Here is a 16,909-nt window from a genome sequence, read left to right as displayed (position 1 = left end):
GTCATTCCCGCAAAAAGCGGGCAGGCCGCGTGGATCCAAGGCCCCTGGTGACGGAGCCGATCCACCACAGAGCGGAGGACGCAGAGAATGGCCGGCGCGATGCGCAAGATGGCGGTCTACCTCGGCCTCGTGGAGGACGATGGGTACGACGGCCGGGGGTTCGACCCCGATGACGAGTTCGAACCCGAGCTTGACCCGGAGCCCGATCGGGGACGGCGGCAACAGCACCCGGTGCAGGCCGAAACGCACCCGGAACGGGAGGAACCCGTCCGCGCCGTGACACCCCCGGCGCCACGCGAACCGGCCCCGCTCGCCGCGGAAAGCGGACGACCCGCGCGAATCGCCCCCGTGGCATCCATCACACCCGAACGTCCAAATCTGGAGAAGAACGCACCGGTGATCATGCCCAAGGTTGTGTCCGAGCGGGAGCCCTACCGCATCACCACACTCCACCCCCGGACGTACAACGAAGCCCGTACCATCGGGGAACACTTCCGTGAGGGCACTCCGGTGATCATGAATCTCACGGAGATGGACGACACCGACGCGAAGCGACTTGTCGACTTTGCGGCCGGTTTGGTGTTCGGTCTTCACGGCAGCATCGAGCGGGTGACGCAGAAGGTGTTCCTGTTGTCGCCTGCTAACGTCGATGTCACGGCGGAGGACAAGGCCCGCATCGCAGAGGGCGGGTTCTTCAACCAGAGCTGAGACGCAACACCGGGCACACCGAGGCCGTCAGGCCAACACAGGAGCAAGGCAAGGGGAGAGGGACGCGCGAGATGAGTGTCTTTGGTCAGGTGATCTACATCGCGCTGTACTGCTTCCTGATCGTGTTGATCTTCCGGCTGGTGATGGACTATGTCTTCCAGTTCGCCCGTTCATGGCAACCCGGCAAGGCGATGGTGGTCATTCTTGAGGCCGCCTACACTGTCACTGATCCGCCACTCAAGCTTCTGCGGCGGGTAATCCCGCCGCTGCGTCTCGGGGGCGTGGCGCTCGACCTGTCCTTCTTCGTATTGATGATCATCGTGTACATCCTGATCACCGTCGTGAGGTCGGTGTTGTTGGTGTGAACGATACGGTCTTGCCGATTGCCGACGACTACGTTGAGGTGAAGTAGAGATGCCGTTGACCCCCGAGGACGTGCGGAACAAGCAGTTCACGACCGTCCGCCTCCGAGAAGGCTATGACGAGGACGAGGTCGATGCCTTCCTCGATGAGGTCGAAGCCGAACTGACCCGGCTCCTGAGGGAGAACGAGGACCTTCGCGCCAAGCTGGCCGCTGCCACCCGCGCCGCCGCGCAGAACCAGCAGCAGCAGGGCATGCGCAAGGGACCGGACCAGCAGCAGGAGCAGCAGCAGAGGCCCGGGTCTCCGGTGCCCGCCGCCATATCCGGTCCGCAGCCGGTCCCGCCGCAGCAGCAGGGGATGGGTGGCCCTCCCCAACTGCCCGGCGGTGCACCGCAGCTGCCTCCTGGTCCCGGTGGCCACGGTCCCGGTCCGCAGGGTCCGCACGGCCCCGGTCCGATGGGCCCCGGCGGTCCGATGGGTGGCCCGATGGGCGGCCCCGGCGGACCGCAGCAGCTGCCTCAGGGCGGCCAGCAGGGCGGCCCCGGAGGTGACAGCGCCGCACGCGTGCTGTCGCTGGCACAGCAGACCGCCGATCAGGCGATCGCGGAGGCCCGTTCCGAGGCCAACAAGATCGTCGGCGAGGCGCGCAGCCGTGCCGAGGGCCTGGAGCGGGACGCCCGCGCCAAGGCCGATGCGCTGGAGCGGGACGCGCAGGAGAAGCACCGCGTGGCGATGGGCTCGCTGGAGTCGGCCCGCGCGACGCTGGAGCGCAAGGTCGAGGACCTGCGCGGCTTCGAGCGCGAGTACCGCACGCGGCTGAAGTCCTACCTGGAGAGCCAGCTGCGCCAGCTGGAGAACCAGGCCGACGACTCGCTGGCCCCGCCGCGGACCCCGCCGGCCGCTTCGCTGCCGCCGTCCCCGTCGATGGCCTCGGCCGGTGCGGGCAGCATGGGCGGCGGCAACCACACCATGGGCGGCGGTCAGCCGATGGGCGGCAACCACTCCATGGCCGGTCAGTCCAGCAACGGTCCGTCCTACGGCGGTCAGCAGCAGATGTCGCCGGCGATGACCCAGCCGATGGCTCCGGTGCGGCCGCAGAGCCCGCAGCCGATGCAGCAGACGCCGTCGCCGATGCGCGGCTTCCTCATCGACGAGGACGACAACTGACGTCCGCGTAGCGCGCACAGTCGGCAATCAGGGCCGGGCCCCGAGGGAACATTCCTTCGGGGCCCGGCCCTTTTGTGTGTACTTGTGCGCCGCGGGGCCGGGGCCGCGGCCGGGGAGGGCCGAGGCCACCTTCGGGGACGGCGAAGCCCCCCGGTGCGGGGTGCGCCGGGGGGCTTCGTACGCCGGGGTGAGTGCGGGTGCGGTTACGCCTTGCGCAGCTGGAACGTGAGGGCCAGGCTCTCGTCGGTGAACGCGGTGCCGTAGGAATCGTCCGCCTCGCCGGGGGTGAAGTCCTCGGCGAGCACCTCGTCGGAGATCAGGCCGGCATGGTCGGTCAGCGCCGTCCGCACCTCCTCGTCGGTGGACTGCCAGCGCAGTGCGATCCGGTCGGCGACGTCCAGGCCGCTGTTCTTACGGGCCTCCTGGATCAGCCGGATCGCGTCGCGGGCCAGGCCCGCCCGGCGCAGTTCCGGGGTGATCTCCAGATCGAGGGCGACCGTCGCACCCGCGTCGGAGGCCACCGACCAGCCCTCGCGCGGGGTCTCGGTGATGATGACCTCGTCGGGGGCGAGCGAGACGGTCTCCCCGTCGACCTCGACGCTCGCCGTGCCCTCGCGCAGGGCGAGGGAGAGCGCCGCGGCATCGGCCGCGGCGACGGCCTTGGCCACCGCCTGGACGCCCTTGCCGAACCTCTTGCCCAGGGCACGGAAGTTCGCCTTCGCGGTGGTGTCGACCAGGGAGCCGCCGACCTCCGAGAGCGAGGCCAGCGAGCTGACGTTGAGCTCCTCGGCGATCTGGGCGCGCAGGTCGTCGGGCAGACCGGCGAAGCCGTGCGCCGCGACCAGCGCACGGGACAGCGGCTGACGGGTCTTGACCCCCGACTCGGCGCGGGTGGCGCGGCCCAGCTCGACCAGCCGGCGGACCAGCTGCATCTGGCCGGACAGCGCCGGGTCGATGAACGTCCGGTCGGCGGCCGGCCAGCCGGCCAGGTGGACGGAGTCCGGGGCGTCCGGGGTGACCGGGGTGACCAGGTCCTGCCAGACCCGCTCGGTGAGGAACGGGGTGAGGGGCGCCATGAGGCGGGTGATGGTCTCGATGACGTCGTGGAGGGTGCGCAGCGCGGCCGCGTCGCCCTGCCAGAAGCGGCGGCGGGAGCGGCGGACGTACCAGTTGGAGAGGTCGTCGACGAAGGAGGACAGGAGCTTGCCGGCGCGCTGGGTGTCGTAGGTCTCCAGGGCCGCGGTGACCTGTTCGACCAGGGTGTTCAGCTCGCCGAGCAGCCAGCGGTCCAGCAGCGGCCGGCCGGCCGGGGCCGGGTCGGCGGCGGAGGGCGCCCAGTTCGACGTACGGGCGTACAGCGCCTGGAAGGCGACGGTGTTCCAGTACGTCAGCAGCGTCTTGCGGACGACTTCCTGGATCGTGGCGTGGCCCACCCGGCGGGCGGCCCACGGCGAGCCGCCGGCGGCCATGAACCAGCGGACCGCGTCGGCGCCGTGCTGGTCCATGAGCGGGATCGGCTGGAGGATGTTGCCCAGGTGCTTGGACATCTTCCGGCCGTCCTCGGCGAGGATGTGACCGAGGCAGACCACGTTTTCGTACGAGGACTTGTCGAAGACGAGCGTGCCGACGGCCATCAGGGTGTAGAACCAGCCGCGGGTCTGGTCGATGGCCTCGGAGATGAACTGCGCCGGGTAGCGCTTCTCGAACAGCTCCTTGTTGCGGTAGGGGTAGCCCCACTGCGCGAACGGCATCGAGCCCGAGTCGTACCAGGCGTCGATGACCTCGGGGACGCGGGTCGCGGTGCCCTGGCACGTCGGGCAGGCGAAGGTGATCTCGTCGATGTACGGGCGGTGCGGGTCCAGGTCCGACTGGTCGGTGCCGGTCAGCTCGGTCAGCTCGGCCAGCGAGCCGACGCAGGTGAGGTGGTTCTCCTCGCAGCGCCAGATGGGCAGCGGGGTGCCCCAGTAGCGGTTGCGGGACAGCGCCCAGTCGATGTTGTTGTTGAGCCAGTCGCCGAAGCGGCCGTGCTTGACCGACTCCGGGAACCAGTTGGTGTGCTCGTTCTCCCGCAGCAGGGCGTCCTTGACCGCGGTGGTGCGGATGTACCACGACGGCTGGGCGTAGTAGAGCAGCGCGGTGTGGCAGCGCCAGCAGTGCGGGTAGCTGTGCTCGTACGCGAGGTGCCGGAAGAGCAGGCCGCGGGCGTCGAGGTCGGCGACCAGCGCCTCGTCGGCCTTCTTGAAGAACTGGCCGCCGACCAGGGGGAGTTCTTCCTCGAAGGTGCCGTCCGGACGGACCGGGTTGATCACCGGCAGGTCGTACGCCTTGCAGGTCTTGAGGTCGTCCTCACCGAAGGCCGGGGCCTGGTGGACCAGGCCGGTGCCGTCCTCGGTGGTGACGTACTCGGCGTTGACGACGATATTGGCGCCGTCGAGTTCCACGAGGCCGAAGGGGCGCTCATAGGCCCAGCGCTCCATCTCGCGGCCGGTGAACGACTCGCCGGTGGCGGTCCAGCCCTCGCCGAGGGCCTTCTCCAGCAGGGGCTCGGCGACGACCAGCTGCTCGCTGCCGTCGGTGGCGACGACATAGGTGACGTCGGGGTGCGCGGCGACGGCGGTGTTGGAGACCAGGGTCCAGGGGGTGGTCGTCCAGATGAGGAGCCCCGCCCGGCCGGCCAGCGGACCGGAGGTCAGCGGGAGGCGGACGAAGACCGAGGGGTCGACGACGGTCTCGTAGCCCTGCGCCAGCTCGTGGTCCGACAGGCCGGTGCCGCAGCGCGGGCACCAGGGGGCGACGCGGTGGTCCTGGACCAGCAGGCCCTTGGTGAAGATCTCCTTCAGCGACCACCACACCGACTCGATGTAGTCGGGGTCCATGGTGCGGTACGGGGCGTCCAGGTCGGTCCAGTAGCCCATGCGGGTCGTGAGCTCGGCGAAGGCGTCGGTGTGGCGGGTCACCGACTCGCGGCACTTGGCGTTGAACTCGGCGATGCCGTACGCCTCGATGTCCTTCTTGCCGTTGAAGCCCAGCTCCTTCTCCACGGCCAGCTCGACCGGCAGGCCGTGGCAGTCCCAGCCGGCCTTGCGGTCGACGTGGTAGCCCTGCATCGTGCGGAACCGGGGGAAGACGTCCTTGAAGACGCGCGCCTCGATGTGGTGCGCGCCGGGCATGCCATTGGCGGTCGGGGGGCCCTCGTAGAAGACCCACTCGGGCCGGCCCTCGGACTGCTGGAGGGTGCGGGCGAAGATCTTCTGTTCCTGCCAGAACTCGAGCACGGCGTGCTCGAGGGCAGGGAGGTCTACCTGGGCGGGTACCTGGCGGTACTGGGGCTGCGGACTCATCGGGGGCTTCCTCCGGCGGACACCTGCTGTGTTTTCCGTCCGGAGGGACGAGAGCCTGCGCTCCCGCGGTACCACCCTCCTTGGCGGTGCTGCTGCACCGCCCCCTCATTGGGGTCGCGCTGCCGGTTCTACTCGCCTTGGGCGGCCCGCGGCCCGTGGGCGGAGCCCACTGTGCAAGCCCGTGGGCGGAGCCCACTGTCCAAAGCTTTCTTCCGGCGGCTCCGGGGTGATCTTCACGTCGTGCACGCCCCCGGGCTTCCACCGTCCCCGGGTCGCTGCTGGCTGCGTACGGCGCTACTCGTCCCGTCAATGCCTCTCGCTCGGCCCAGTGTACGGGGCCGGGCCGGCCGCGGCCGACCGGATTTCCGCCGGCCGGGGGGGCGGGCCGGGCAGCGGCGCCGTGCGGCAACCCCTCCTTCCGGCGTGCCCTGTCCCGGCACTCCGCCGCGCCGGGTGCGGGCTCGCGCCGTGACCCGAATGGCGAGCGGGCGGGTGCCGCGACGACGAGCGGATTACCGGCCGGGGAACAGGGCACAACCGTGACAGACCGGACGTCCGTGCGGGGTCGCAGGGCCCCCGGGGCGGTGCGTCCCGTTGCCGCGCGGCGTGTGGCGATTTATCGTTCCCGTCACGATTCGCGAACAAAGTCACCCAGGTGAAGGGGTCGCGGCCATGGTGGCGAAAAAGACCGCCGCGGAGAAGAGCACGACGCCTGCCGACGAGGCCGTCGCGAAGCAGCCTGCTCCGAAGAAGGCCGCTCCGAAGAAGGCCGCTCCGAAGAAGGCCACGGCGAAGAAGGCCACGGCGAAGAAGGCGGCCGCCAAGAAGACGGTGGCCGGGGCGACCACGCACGGGAAGACCGCGGCCGGAAAGGCGGCGCCGGCGAAGGCGGCCGCGAAGAAGACCGCGGCGAAGAAGACCGCGGCGAAGAAGACCGCGAAGAAGGCTCCGGCCGGGACGGCCGCGGTGCACGCCAAGAAGACGGGAGCCAAGACGGTGGTGGCGAAGAAGACGGCGGCCGGGGCGGCCACGGCGCACGGCGACGACTCCGCGGTGCCCCTGGCCCGGGTGGCCGCGACGCCGGGGGAACTCGCCGTACGGCCCGGTGAGGAACCCTGGACGCCCGAAGAGGTCGCCGAGGCGCGCACCGAACTCATGGAGGAGACGGCGCGGCTGCGGCTGGAGATCGTCTCGGCCGAGGACGCCATCGCCGGGCTGATGCGCGACTCCGGTGACGGAGCCGGCGACGACGAGGCCGACACCGGCACCAAGAACATCACCCGGGAACACGAGCTGGCGCTCGCCTCCAACGCCCGCGAGATGCTCCACCAGACCGAACGCGCCCTCGGCCGGCTGGACGCGGGCACCTACGGGCTGTGCGAGAACTGCGGCAACCCCATCGGCAAGGCGCGGATGCAGGCCTTCCCGCGCGCCACGCTGTGCGTGGAGTGCAAGCAGAAACAGGAGCGCCGCTGAGGCGGCCGGTACTTGTCGCGCGCGGCACCCGTACCGCCCGCGCCCGTACGCATGTGCCGTACTCTCGTGGTTCAGCCGGGCATGGCCCGGCCGTGGACCAACGGGCTGAGGGACTCACACGTGGCAGAGGCGGAACGCATCACCGGCACGCCGGAACCCGGGCCGGGTACCGGAGCGGATCCCACGACGGGCTCCGAGGGGGGAGGTCCGGTGGAGCCGGAACAGAGCGCCGGCCGCGGTAAGCGGCGGATCGGCGCGCTGCTGGTGGTCGCGCTCATCGTCTACCTGCTCGACCTGGGGAGCAAGCTCCTGGTCGTGGCGAAGCTGGAGCACCACGAGCCCATCGAGGTCATCGGGACGCTGCTGCAGTTCACCGTGATCCGTAACCGCGGTGCCGCGTTCAGCATGGGCGAGGCGCTGACGATCTTCCTCACCATCATCGCGGCGGTCGTGATCCTGGTGATCGTCCGGATCGCCCGCAAGCTCTACAGCCTGCCGTGGGCGATCGCGCTGGGGCTGCTGCTCGGCGGTGCCTTCGGCAATCTCACCGACCGGCTGTTCCGCTCGCCGGGGGTCTTCGAGGGCGCGGTGGTCGACTTCATCGCCCCGGCGCACTTCGCGGTCTTCAACCTCGCCGACTCCGGGATCGTCTGCGGCGGCATCCTGATCGTGATCCTGTCCTTCCGCGGGCTGGACCCCGACGGGACCGTCCACAAGGACTGACCGGCCGGGCAACGGCTGACCGGCCGGTCAGGGCCTGACGGGCCCCGTGTGGGCCGGCGGGCGGCCGGGGTCCGGCCGCCGGGCAGGGCACCCTGGCGGGACTGCCATACTCGTGGGGTGAGCACCGTTCCCGAGATCCGCACCCTGCCCGTACCGGACGGCCTGGAGGGCGAGCGCGTCGACGCCGCGCTGGCCCGGATGTTCGGCTTTTCCCGTACGAAGGCGGCCGAGCTGGCCTCCGCCGGCAAGGTCCGGGTCGACGGCTCCGAGGTGATGAAGTCCGAGCGGGTGAGCGGCGGCGCCTGGCTGGAAGTCGAAATGCCGCAGGCCGCACCGCCCGTGGAGATCGTCGCCGAGCCCGTCGAGGGCATGGAGATCGTGCATGACGACGATGACATCGTCGTGATCGTCAAGCCCGTCGGCGTCGCCGCACACCCCAGCCCCGGCTGGACGGGAACGACCGTCATCGGCGGCCTGGCCGCGGCCGGCTTCCGTATCTCCACCTCCGGTGCCGCCGAGCGCCAGGGCATCGTGCACCGCCTCGACGTCGGCACCTCGGGCCTGATGGTGGTTGCCAAGTCCGAGCGCGCCTACACCCTGCTCAAGCAGCAGTTCCGCGAGCGGACGGTCGACAAGCGCTACCACGCCCTGGTCCAGGGCCACCCGGACCCGATGAGCGGCACCATCGACGCCCCCATCGGCCGGCACCCGCAGCACGACTACAAGTGGGCGGTCACGGCCGAGGGCAAGCCGTCCGTCACGCACTACGACCTGATAGAGGCGTTCCGCGCGGCCAGCCTGCTCGACATCAAGCTGGAGACCGGCCGCACCCACCAGATCCGGGTGCACATGGCCGCGCACCGCCACCCCTGTGTCGGTGACCTGACCTACGGCGCCGACCCCACCCTCGGCAAGCGCCTCGGTCTCACCCGGCAGTGGCTGCACGCCATGCGGCTGGGCTTCGAGCACCCCTCCGACGGCCGCTGGGTCGAGTTCGAGAGCGCCTACCCGGACGATCTGCAGCACGCCCTCGACACCGTCCGCGACGAGAGCAGCTGACGCGGGGGGCTTCCCCACGGAGCCGACACCGCGGGCAACCGTGGGTGTCGTGGCACGCTGGGGTCGGAAAGTGATCGGATCCGACCCCGGAGCGTCGCCACCGTGGACCAGCTGGCTCTGATGTTCGTCCTGCTGCTCGGAGCCGTGGTCATGGTTCCGGTCGGCGACCGGCTGAGGCTTCCGTCACCGGTGCTGATGACTCTCGTCGGTGCCGTCCTGGCACTGCTGCCGTTCGTGCCCAACGTCGAGGTGCCGCCCGAGTTCATCCTGCCGGTGGTGCTGCCGCCGCTGCTCTACGCCGCGGTGCAGCGCACCTCCTGGCGGCAGTTCACCGCCAACCTGCGGCCGATCTTCCTGCTCGCGGTGGCACTGGTCTTCGCCACCACCGCCGCGGTCGCCGCCGTTGCCCAGGCGGTGGTGCCCGGTATGCCGGTGGCCGCCGCGGTGGTGCTCGGCGCACTGGTCGCCCCGCCCGACCCGGTGGCCGCGACCGCCGTCGCCGGCAAACTCGGACTGCCCCGCCGGATGGTCTCGATCCTGGAGGGCGAGGGGCTGTTCAACGACGTCACCGCCATCGTGCTCTACCACGTCGCGCTCGCCGCGGCGGTCAGCGGAACCTTCTCGGTGCCCGCCGCGGTCGGCTCGCTGGTGCTCTCCGCGGTGGTCGCCATAGCGGTCGGCCTGCTGCTGGGCTGGGCCACCAACAAGCTGATGGGGCTGCTCGATGACCCGACGCTGCAGATCGGTCTGACGCTGCTGGTGCCGTTCGTCGCGTACGTCCTGGCCGAGGACTTCCGGGGCTCGGGAGTGCTCGCGGTGCTGACCTGCGCGCTGTTCCTGGCCGAGTACGCGGTCGACGCCGACGATGTGATGGGCCGGCTGGCCGGCTACACCTTCTGGGAGGTCGTCGACACCCTCGTCACCGGTGTCGCCTTCGGGCTGATCGGCCTGGAGCTGCACAACATCTTCGGGGCCGCCTCTCACCGCTGGGGGCAGCTGCTCGGGGCCGGCGCAGCCGTCGTCGGGGTGGTCGTCGGGGTCCGGCTGCTGTGGCTGCTGCCCGCCGCCTGGCTGGCCAGGCGGATGCACAAGCTCCGCGACTACGACGAGGAGATCCCGATGAGCTGGCGGGAGACGCTCATCATGTGGTGGGCGGGGATGCGCGGGGTGGCCTCGGTGGCGCTGGCGCTGGCCATCCCGTACAGCATCGACGGCGGCAACGGCTTCCCGGCCCGTGACGACATCCTCTTCATCGCCTTCGCGGTGGTGCTCAGCACCCTCCTCGTCCAGGGCCTCACCCTGCCCTGGCTGGTGCGCAGGCTGCGGGTACGCGCCGACACCGATGCCGTGGACGCGCTGGAGCGGGAGCTGGCGCTCCGGGTGATCAAGGCGTCCAAGCGGCGGCTGAAGGAGATCCTGGAGGTCGAGGAGCTGTCCGATGAGGTCAGTGACCAGCTGGCCCGCCGCGCGCACGACATCGGGGCCCGGATCGCGCCGGACATCGTCGACGAGGAGCGGCGCGAGCTCTTCGAGAAGCGCATCACCCGGATGAAGAAGGTGCACCGCATCCAGGGCGAGATGCTCTCCGCCGCCCGGCACGAGGTACTGGCGGCGCGCAGTGAACCGGGCGCCGACCCGGAGATCGTCGACCGGGTGCTGCGGCATCTGGACATGCGCAGCCTGCGGGGCGCGCCGTGAGGCCGTGACGGGCGGGCTGGACCAGGGGGCTCAGCCGAGGGCGGGCCCGGCGCCCGGCTCCTCGCCCCGGCCGGGTACGGGGGTGCCCGGCGGCGCCGGCGCGGTGCTGATCCGCGGCAGCGCATAGGCGTGCTCGGCCTGCAGCCACTCCAGCATCCGTTCGCGGACCGTGCAGCGCACCGTCCAGATGGTGTCCGCGTCCCTGGCGGTGGCCAGTGCGCGCACCACGATCGTGGACGGGGTGGTGTCGGTGACCACCAGGCTCCAGGACCTGCCGTCCCACTCCGGGCACTCCTGGAGGATCTCCAGCAGCCGCTGGCGCATCTTCTCCACCGGTGCGCTGTGGTCGAGGTGGAAGAGCACCACACCGGTCATCTGCGCACCGCCGCGGGACCAGTTCTCGAACGGCTTGCCGGTGAAGTACGACACCGGCATGGTGATCCGGCGCTCGTCCCAGGTCCGTACGGTCAGAAAGGTCAGCGTGATCTCCTCGACGGTGCCCCACTCGCCGTCGACCACGACGGTGTCCCCGATCCGCACCATGTCGCCGAACGCGATCTGCAGCCCCGCGAAGAGGTTGCCCAGGGTGGACTGGGCGGCGACACCGGCGACGATGCCCAACAGCCCGGCCGACGCCAGCATCGAGGTGCCGACCGCCCGCATCTCCGGGAACGTCAGCAGCATCGAGGCGGCCGCGACGACGATCACCACGGCCGTCACCACCCGCTGGATCAGCGTCACCTGGGTCCGTACCCGCCGCACCCGCGCCGCGTCCCGGGCGCCGGCCGCATAGCGCGAGTACGACGACTCGACGATCGCCGCCGCGGCCCGGACGACCAGCCAGGCGGCGGCCGCGATCAGGATCAGGGCCAGCGCCTGGCCGATGCCCGCCGCATGCTTCTTGGCGGACGTCAGCCCGGTCTGGTCGAACGAGCCGCGCAACAGGGCCGCGCAGAGCGCCACTTGCAGGGGTATCCGGCAGCGGCGCAGCAGCCCCCACAGCGGTGTCTCCGGGTGGGCGGCATCGATCCGGCGCAGTGCCCGGTCGGTGACCCAGACCAGGATGAGGGTGAGGACGATCGAGCCGCCGATGACGGCGATCGGGCGCAGCACGGCCTCCAGGGACACGAGGTTCCTCCTTGCTGTGGTGCGGCGCGGTGTGCTCCTGCCGGTCCCCCTGACGGTAACTGGCACGATGGGGGCCAAGCGATCCAACTCCAGGGAAGTGATGTCAGTGCCGGCCTCCACCGAGCCCTCCACCGAGTCCTCGACCAGCGGACTGTCGACGATTGTCCTGATTCATTCGGTGTGCGGGCTGCGCCCCGCGGTGCACGCGGCGGCGGACCGGCTGCGCGCCGCGGGACACGAGGTGATCGTTCCCGATCTGTTCGACGGCCGGACCGCCGACTCGGTCCCGGACGGCATTCTCATCAAGGACGAGATCGGCAAGGAGGAGCTGCTCAAGCGCGCGATCACGGCCGTCGCGCCCTACTCCGAGCGCGGACTGGTCTACGCCGGCTTCTCCTTCGGCGGCTCGGTCGCCCAGAACCTCGCGCTGGGCGACGAGAAGACCCGCGGGCTGCTGCTGCTCCACGGCACCTCGGACATCGCGGAGGACACCGTCGCCGATGACCTGCCGGTGCAGCTGCACGTCGCCGACCCGGACCCGTACGAGCCGCACGACTGGCTGAACGCCTGGTATCTCCGGATGCGCCGGGCCGGCGCGGACGTAGAGGTCTTCCGCTACGCCGGCGCCGGCCACCTCTTCACCGATCCCGAGCTGCCCGACTACGACGCGGAGGCGGCGGAGCGCACCAGGAAGGTGGCGCTGGGCTTCCTCGCCGGGCTGTGAACGGCTGAGGGGGGAAGCCGCCGGGCCGCGGGGCCCTGCCGGGTCCCGGGGACGGGCCGCGGACCCTAGACGAGCGGCTGGTCCGCCCGCTCCATCTGCTGGGTGCCGGACCGGGTGCGGTACGAGCGCAGCAGTGTGCTGGTGGCGTTCGGGTCGGTTTTGTCGGAGATGCCGAAATAGTCCATCTGAGTGCGCTCGGCATTGACGTCCAGGACCCCGTAGCCGTGCGAGTCCATGTCCAGCCATTTCACATGCCGGTTGGCGGCCTTGATGGCGGCGACCCCGGCCAGGGAGACCGTGTGCGGGGCGACATGCAGGAAGTCGTCCACGTTGTCGGAGGTGACGGAGGTGACCACGAACTCCGTCGCCACCGGCCGGGTCGCGGGGTAGGTCGCCGCCTGGAGCGGCACATCGTTGGCCCACGCCATGTGGATGTCGCCGGTCAGGAACACGGTGTTGTCGATGCCGCGGTCGCTGAGGTGGCCGAGCAGCTCGTGCCGGTCGTCGGTGTAGCCGTCCCACTGGTCGGTGTTGATGGCCAGGCCCTCCTTCGGCACCCCGAGGATCTCGGCGAGCGGGCCGAGCAGCTTCGCCGGTATGGCCCCGAACGCGACCTGCGAGATCATCACCGAGGTGCCGACCAGCCGCCAGGCGGTGTCCGAGCGCTCCAGTCCGGACTTCAGCCAGTCGAGTTGGGCCCGGCCGGTGATCGTGCGGCCGGGGTCGTCGACCGCACCGCTGCCCGGCTTGGCCTGTGCGTCGCGGAACGACCGCAGATCCAGCAGATGCAGATCGGCGAGGGTGCCGAAGCGCAGTCTGCGGTAGGTGGTGCCGGCGATCGAGGGGCGCACCGGCATCCACTCGAAGTAGGCCTGCTTCGCGGCGGCCATCCGCACGGACCAGGGACCCTCGGTCTCCGGGGTGTGGTTCACCGCGCCGCCCTTCCAGGCGTTGTCGGCGAACTCGTGGTCGTCCCAGATGGCGATGACCGGGTGGGTGGCGTGCATGGCCATCGCGTCCGGGTCGGTCTTGTGGACGCCGTGCCGGATGCGGTAGTCGGCGAGCGTCAGCAGCTCGTGGGCGGGGGTGTGCGGGCGGACGACGTACGTGAAGTCCGGGTACTCGCCGGACTTGTACTCGTAGAGGTAGTCGCCGAGATGCAGCACCGCGTCCAGCTCGGTACGGGCGGCCAGATGCCGGTACGGGGAGAAGTAGCCGGACTCCCAGTTGGCGCAGGAGACCACGCCGAAGCGGACGTTGCCGGCCGCGGCGTCGTGGGCGGGGGCGGTGCGGGTGCGGCCGACGGGGGAGTGCTGTCCGCCGACGGTGAAGCGGTAGTAGTAGTGGGTGGCCGGGTGCAGGCCGCGGACGTCCGCCTTGACGGTGTGGTCGGCGGCGGCCGAGGTGGTCAGGCCGCCCCGTGCGACGACGGACGCGAAGTCCTTGTCGCTCGCCACCTCCCAGCTCACCTCGGTGGCCGGCCCCCGGCCGGAGCCCGGGGTGGCCGCGGGGGTCGGTGTGACCCGGGTCCACAGCAGGACGCCGTCCGGGAGCGGGTCCCCGGAGGCGACCCCGTGCTGGAAGAACGAGCCCTGGCCGGGCGCCCCTTGGGCGTGCGCGGTGGCGGCGCCGGCGAACGGCAGAAGGGCGGCGGTGGCGGCTACGGCCGTGACGGCAGTGCGGCGCGAGATCTGGTCATGATCGGTCACGGCCGATCACCTTACTGGCCGGTAAGCGGGCCCGGGAGGGCGAATTCCAGGTAACCCCGAGAATTCGCCCGCCCGTTGTCCGAAAGGTGCTCAGTGCGCGCCCGAGGGGTCCTTTTCGCCCTCGCGGATGCCCTTCGCGCCACCTTCGCCCGTGCTGCCGCCCTTGCCCGGGTCTCCTCCCGCGGAGCCCTTCACCGGGCCGAACTCCTTGTCGATCATCTTCTTGAAGTTGGCCTGGGCGAGCTGGTTGTACTGCGCCTGCGTCATCTGCTGCTGCGGGACGGGCGGCATCTCCAGCTTCTTGTCGCCGTGCATGAACGTGGGCGTGCCCTTGACGCCCTTGCGGCCGAACAGCGCGGTCATGTCCATCGCCCAGCGGTCGTAGGTGCCCTTCTTGACCGCCGTGGCGAACGCCTTGTCGTTCTTCAGCTCCGGCACGTCGGCGGCGACCTTGAGCAGCTCGGAGTCCTTCGCGTAGAGGTCCTCGCGCTCGTCGGGGTGGTACTTGGCGGAGTACAGCGCCGACTTGTACTTCAAGAAGGCCTCCGGGCTGACGTTCAGAGCCGCGCCGAGCGCGCTCAGCGCGTTCTTCGAGCCCTCGCCGCCGCTCGCGCCGTCGATGAAGGTGTACATGGTGAAGCGGACCCGGTACCGGCCGTCCTCGATGTCCTTGGCCAGGGCCGCTCCGCTGCTCTGCTCGAACGCCGCACACGCCGGGCAGCGGACGTCCTCGAAGACCTCCAGGGTCTGCTTGGCGTTCTTGTCACCTATCAGGATCTCGGTGCCGTTCTTGCCCTGGGTGTGCGCGGGCTTGACGAGTTCGGCCTCCTTGGCGGCTTCCCAGCCCGTGGGCTCGTTGGCCTTCATCACGGCGTAGCCGATGCCGCCGGCCACGGCCAGGACGCCGATCACCGCGCCTGCCGCGGTCAGTTGGCGGCGCAGCTTGTCCTTCTTCTTCTGGCGGTCCCGCTCGGCCCGGATGCGTTCGCGGGCGGCGGCCTTGCCGGCCTCGTTGGTGCGGTTGCTCATGGGGTTCCCCCTCAAGGGTGTGCTGGCTTCTGCGTGCTGGTCAGGCGGCGGCCGGACGGTGGGCGCACCGTCCGTGCCCGTGCGGCAACGGGGGAGGGCCGCGGCGCCGTACGCAGTGCAGGAGGAGGGGGAGCGGGCGGGCCGGCGGCAGCGGGTGCAGCGGGCGGATCCGCCGGCGGGGCGGGGTGAGCGCGGCGGTGGCCACCGCGACCGCGGTACGCAGCGGGCGGAAGGCGCCGGCCGCGGCGGCGCGCAGCAGGGCATCAAGGGCGGCATCGCCGCGGTGCAGCCAGCCGGCGGCGAGCAGGCCGACCGCGACATGGGCGGCGAGCAGCAGCCAGGGGGCCGCCGCCGGCACGGCCGGCGGCAGCGGCGAGACCGGAGGGGCGGCCACCCGGGCCAGCGGGGTGCCCCACTCGCCGGTGCGGCACAGCAGATCGACGCCGACCGAGTGCAGCGGGCCGGTGACCGGGCCGCCGGCCGGCCCGTAACAGGTGTGCTGCCCGGCGGTGAAGACGGTGTCGGCGGCCAGCTCCAGCGGCACCAGGAGCGCGGCGACGGCGGCGAAGCCGCGCTCCCGGCCGGTCAGGACATAGGCCGCGGCGAAGATGCCGGCGCAGATCGCGGCAACCGGAGCGGGCGGTAACGGGGCGTGGGAGAGCAGCACATGGGAGGCCGTGGACAGGGTGGTGCACAGGGCGGAGAACAGCGCCGCCCGCACCGCCCTGAGCTGAACCCCCGGTACGCCCGCCGGCCGGGCCGCGGGGCGCACTCCCGTCGCCTGCATGCCGGGAGTCTGCCATGTGAACGGCATGAGCCCGGGTCAAGATTCGGCATCGGCCGCGTGCGCGGAGCACGGCGGCCGAGAGGCGCGGGATGCGGCACGGCCCGGGGGCGGGGCACCGGTGTCAGCTCTTCAGCGCCTTGGCGACCATGGAGTTGAAGGCGGCCACGCTGGACGGTGCCACCTTGCCCTGCGGGCTGTCCGTGCCCAGCACCGTGTCGTTCAGCTTGATCGTCGGGGTGCTGGTGACGTCCTTGACCGCGCTGAAGGCCTTGGACATCTCCAGCGCCCACCGGTCGTACGTGCCCGACGTGACGGCCTTCTGGAAGGCCGCGTTGCCCTTGAGCGCCGGGATGGTGTCGGCGACCTTGATCAGGTAGCTGTCGTCGGCGAACTTGTCCGGGCCGGTCTCGTCCGGGTGGTACTGCTTCGAGTACAGCGCGTACTTGTACTTCAAGAAGGCGTCCGGGCTGACGTCGAGGGCGGCGCCCAGGGCGCTCAGCGCGTTCTTGGAGCCGGTGCCCTTGAGGTTGGCGTCGAGGAACGTGCCCAGGTGGTAGGACGCCTTGTACTTGCCGTCGTTGATGTCCTTCTCGACGGTGGCCCCGACGGTCTGCTCGAAGGCCGCACAGCCGGGGCAGCGCGGGTCCTCGAAGAGGTTCAGGGTGTTCTTGGCGTCCTTCTTGCCGACGACGACCGTGGTGCCGTTGGCGCCGGAGGTGTGGGCGGGCTTGACCAGCGTGGCCTTGGCGGCCTTCGCCCAGTCGGTGCCCCCGCTGCTGCCGGCGGAGCTGTCGCCGCCCATGCCGGCGACCGCCACCCCGATGCCGCCGGCTATCGCCAGGACGCCGACGATCGCACCGCCGACGATCAGCTGCCGGCGGATCCGGTCCTTCTTCGCCTGCCGCTCACGCTCGGCGCGCAGCCGCTCGCGGGCTGCCTGCTTGTTGGCCTGGTTGTTGCGGTTGCTCATGACTGTTCCTGCTCCGTGGATATCCGT

14 protein-coding genes are annotated in these 16,909 nt (G+C 70.9%); 8 read left to right on the top strand and 6 right to left on the bottom strand.

The genetic code is table 11. The annotated features are described in order from the left end of the window. The first annotated feature begins 87 nt into the window (after positions 1–87). The 3 genes from ACWGJY_RS07530 to ACWGJY_RS07520 all read left to right on the top strand — a co-directional run bounded on the left by ACWGJY_RS07530 (position 88) and on the right by ACWGJY_RS07520 (position 2,238). Positions 88–708: a cell division protein SepF gene (locus ACWGJY_RS07530; RefSeq protein WP_453259834.1), complete on the top strand. Its 621-nt coding sequence runs from the start codon at positions 88–90 to the stop codon at positions 706–708. Positions 709–779: 71 nt separating this feature from the next. Further along, a complete protein-coding gene (locus ACWGJY_RS07525) occupies positions 780–1,073 on the top strand; it encodes a YggT family protein (protein ID WP_042162056.1) in 294 nt (97 codons plus the stop codon). Positions 1,074–1,122: 49 nt separating this feature from the next. Further along, on the top strand, positions 1,123–2,238 hold the full coding sequence (locus tag ACWGJY_RS07520; protein ID WP_453259833.1) for a DivIVA domain-containing protein: 1,116 nt from the start codon (positions 1,123–1,125) through the stop codon (positions 2,236–2,238). Positions 2,239–2,441: 203 nt separating this feature from the next. Here ACWGJY_RS07520 and ileS read toward each other — a convergent pair whose 3' ends face one another. Continuing rightward, positions 2,442–5,579, bottom strand: coding sequence for an isoleucine--tRNA ligase (ileS, locus tag ACWGJY_RS07515; RefSeq protein WP_453259832.1), 3,138 nt, complete (start codon positions 5,577–5,579; stop codon positions 2,442–2,444). Between the two features lie 672 nt (positions 5,580–6,251). Here ileS and ACWGJY_RS07510 point away from each other — a divergent pair. The 4 genes from ACWGJY_RS07510 to ACWGJY_RS07495 all read left to right on the top strand — a co-directional run bounded on the left by ACWGJY_RS07510 (position 6,252) and on the right by ACWGJY_RS07495 (position 10,535). Beyond that, positions 6,252–7,055 (top strand): TraR/DksA family transcriptional regulator, encoded by an 804-nt coding sequence (locus tag ACWGJY_RS07510; RefSeq protein WP_453259831.1) that lies wholly within the window; start codon positions 6,252–6,254, stop codon positions 7,053–7,055. A 120-nt stretch (positions 7,056–7,175) separates the two neighbouring features. Next, entirely contained in the window at positions 7,176–7,778 is a 603-nt protein-coding gene (lspA, locus tag ACWGJY_RS07505; protein WP_453259830.1) for a signal peptidase II, read from the top strand. Between the two features lie 117 nt (positions 7,779–7,895). Then, on the top strand, positions 7,896–8,837 hold the full coding sequence (locus ACWGJY_RS07500) for an RluA family pseudouridine synthase (RefSeq protein WP_453259829.1): 942 nt from the start codon (positions 7,896–7,898) through the stop codon (positions 8,835–8,837). A gap of 102 nt (positions 8,838–8,939) precedes the next feature. Next, positions 8,940–10,535 (top strand): Na+/H+ antiporter, encoded by a 1,596-nt coding sequence (locus ACWGJY_RS07495; protein WP_453259828.1) that lies wholly within the window; start codon positions 8,940–8,942, stop codon positions 10,533–10,535. 30 nt (positions 10,536–10,565) lie between these two features. On the opposite strand, the gene ACWGJY_RS07490 is transcribed toward ACWGJY_RS07495, so the two are convergent. Then, the gene (locus tag ACWGJY_RS07490; RefSeq protein WP_453259852.1) at positions 10,566–11,657 is read right to left on the bottom strand and encodes a mechanosensitive ion channel family protein; all 1,092 of its coding nucleotides are present in this window, start codon (positions 11,655–11,657) and stop codon (positions 10,566–10,568) included. Between the two features lie 106 nt (positions 11,658–11,763). On the opposite strand from ACWGJY_RS07490, the gene ACWGJY_RS07485 reads away from it, so the two are divergent. Further along, entirely contained in the window at positions 11,764–12,387 is a 624-nt protein-coding gene (locus tag ACWGJY_RS07485; RefSeq protein WP_453259851.1) for a dienelactone hydrolase family protein, read from the top strand. A gap of 65 nt (positions 12,388–12,452) precedes the next feature. Here ACWGJY_RS07485 and ACWGJY_RS07480 read toward each other — a convergent pair whose 3' ends face one another. The 4 genes from ACWGJY_RS07480 to ACWGJY_RS07465 all read right to left on the bottom strand — a co-directional run bounded on the left by ACWGJY_RS07480 (position 12,453) and on the right by ACWGJY_RS07465 (position 16,882). After that, positions 12,453–14,096 (bottom strand): alkaline phosphatase D family protein, encoded by a 1,644-nt coding sequence (locus ACWGJY_RS07480; protein WP_453259827.1) that lies wholly within the window; start codon positions 14,094–14,096, stop codon positions 12,453–12,455. A gap of 90 nt (positions 14,097–14,186) precedes the next feature. Continuing rightward, the gene (locus ACWGJY_RS07475; RefSeq protein WP_453259826.1) at positions 14,187–15,125 is read right to left on the bottom strand and encodes a thioredoxin domain-containing protein; all 939 of its coding nucleotides are present in this window, start codon (positions 15,123–15,125) and stop codon (positions 14,187–14,189) included. Positions 15,126–15,165: 40 nt separating this feature from the next. Then, positions 15,166–15,912 carry a hypothetical protein gene (locus ACWGJY_RS07470; protein ID WP_453259825.1) on the bottom strand — a complete coding sequence of 249 codons (747 nt, stop codon included), beginning with the start codon at positions 15,910–15,912 and terminating at the stop codon, positions 15,166–15,168. 121 nt (positions 15,913–16,033) lie between these two features. Continuing rightward, positions 16,034–16,882: a thioredoxin domain-containing protein gene (locus ACWGJY_RS07465; RefSeq protein ID WP_453259824.1), complete on the bottom strand. Its 849-nt coding sequence runs from the start codon at positions 16,880–16,882 to the stop codon at positions 16,034–16,036. Positions 16,883–16,909 lie beyond the last annotated feature (27 nt).

This window comes from Streptomyces sp. NPDC054765 (genome assembly GCF_053612065.1).
Note: the sequence above shows the minus strand (reverse complement) of the source record. Positions and strands in the feature narration are given on the sequence as shown.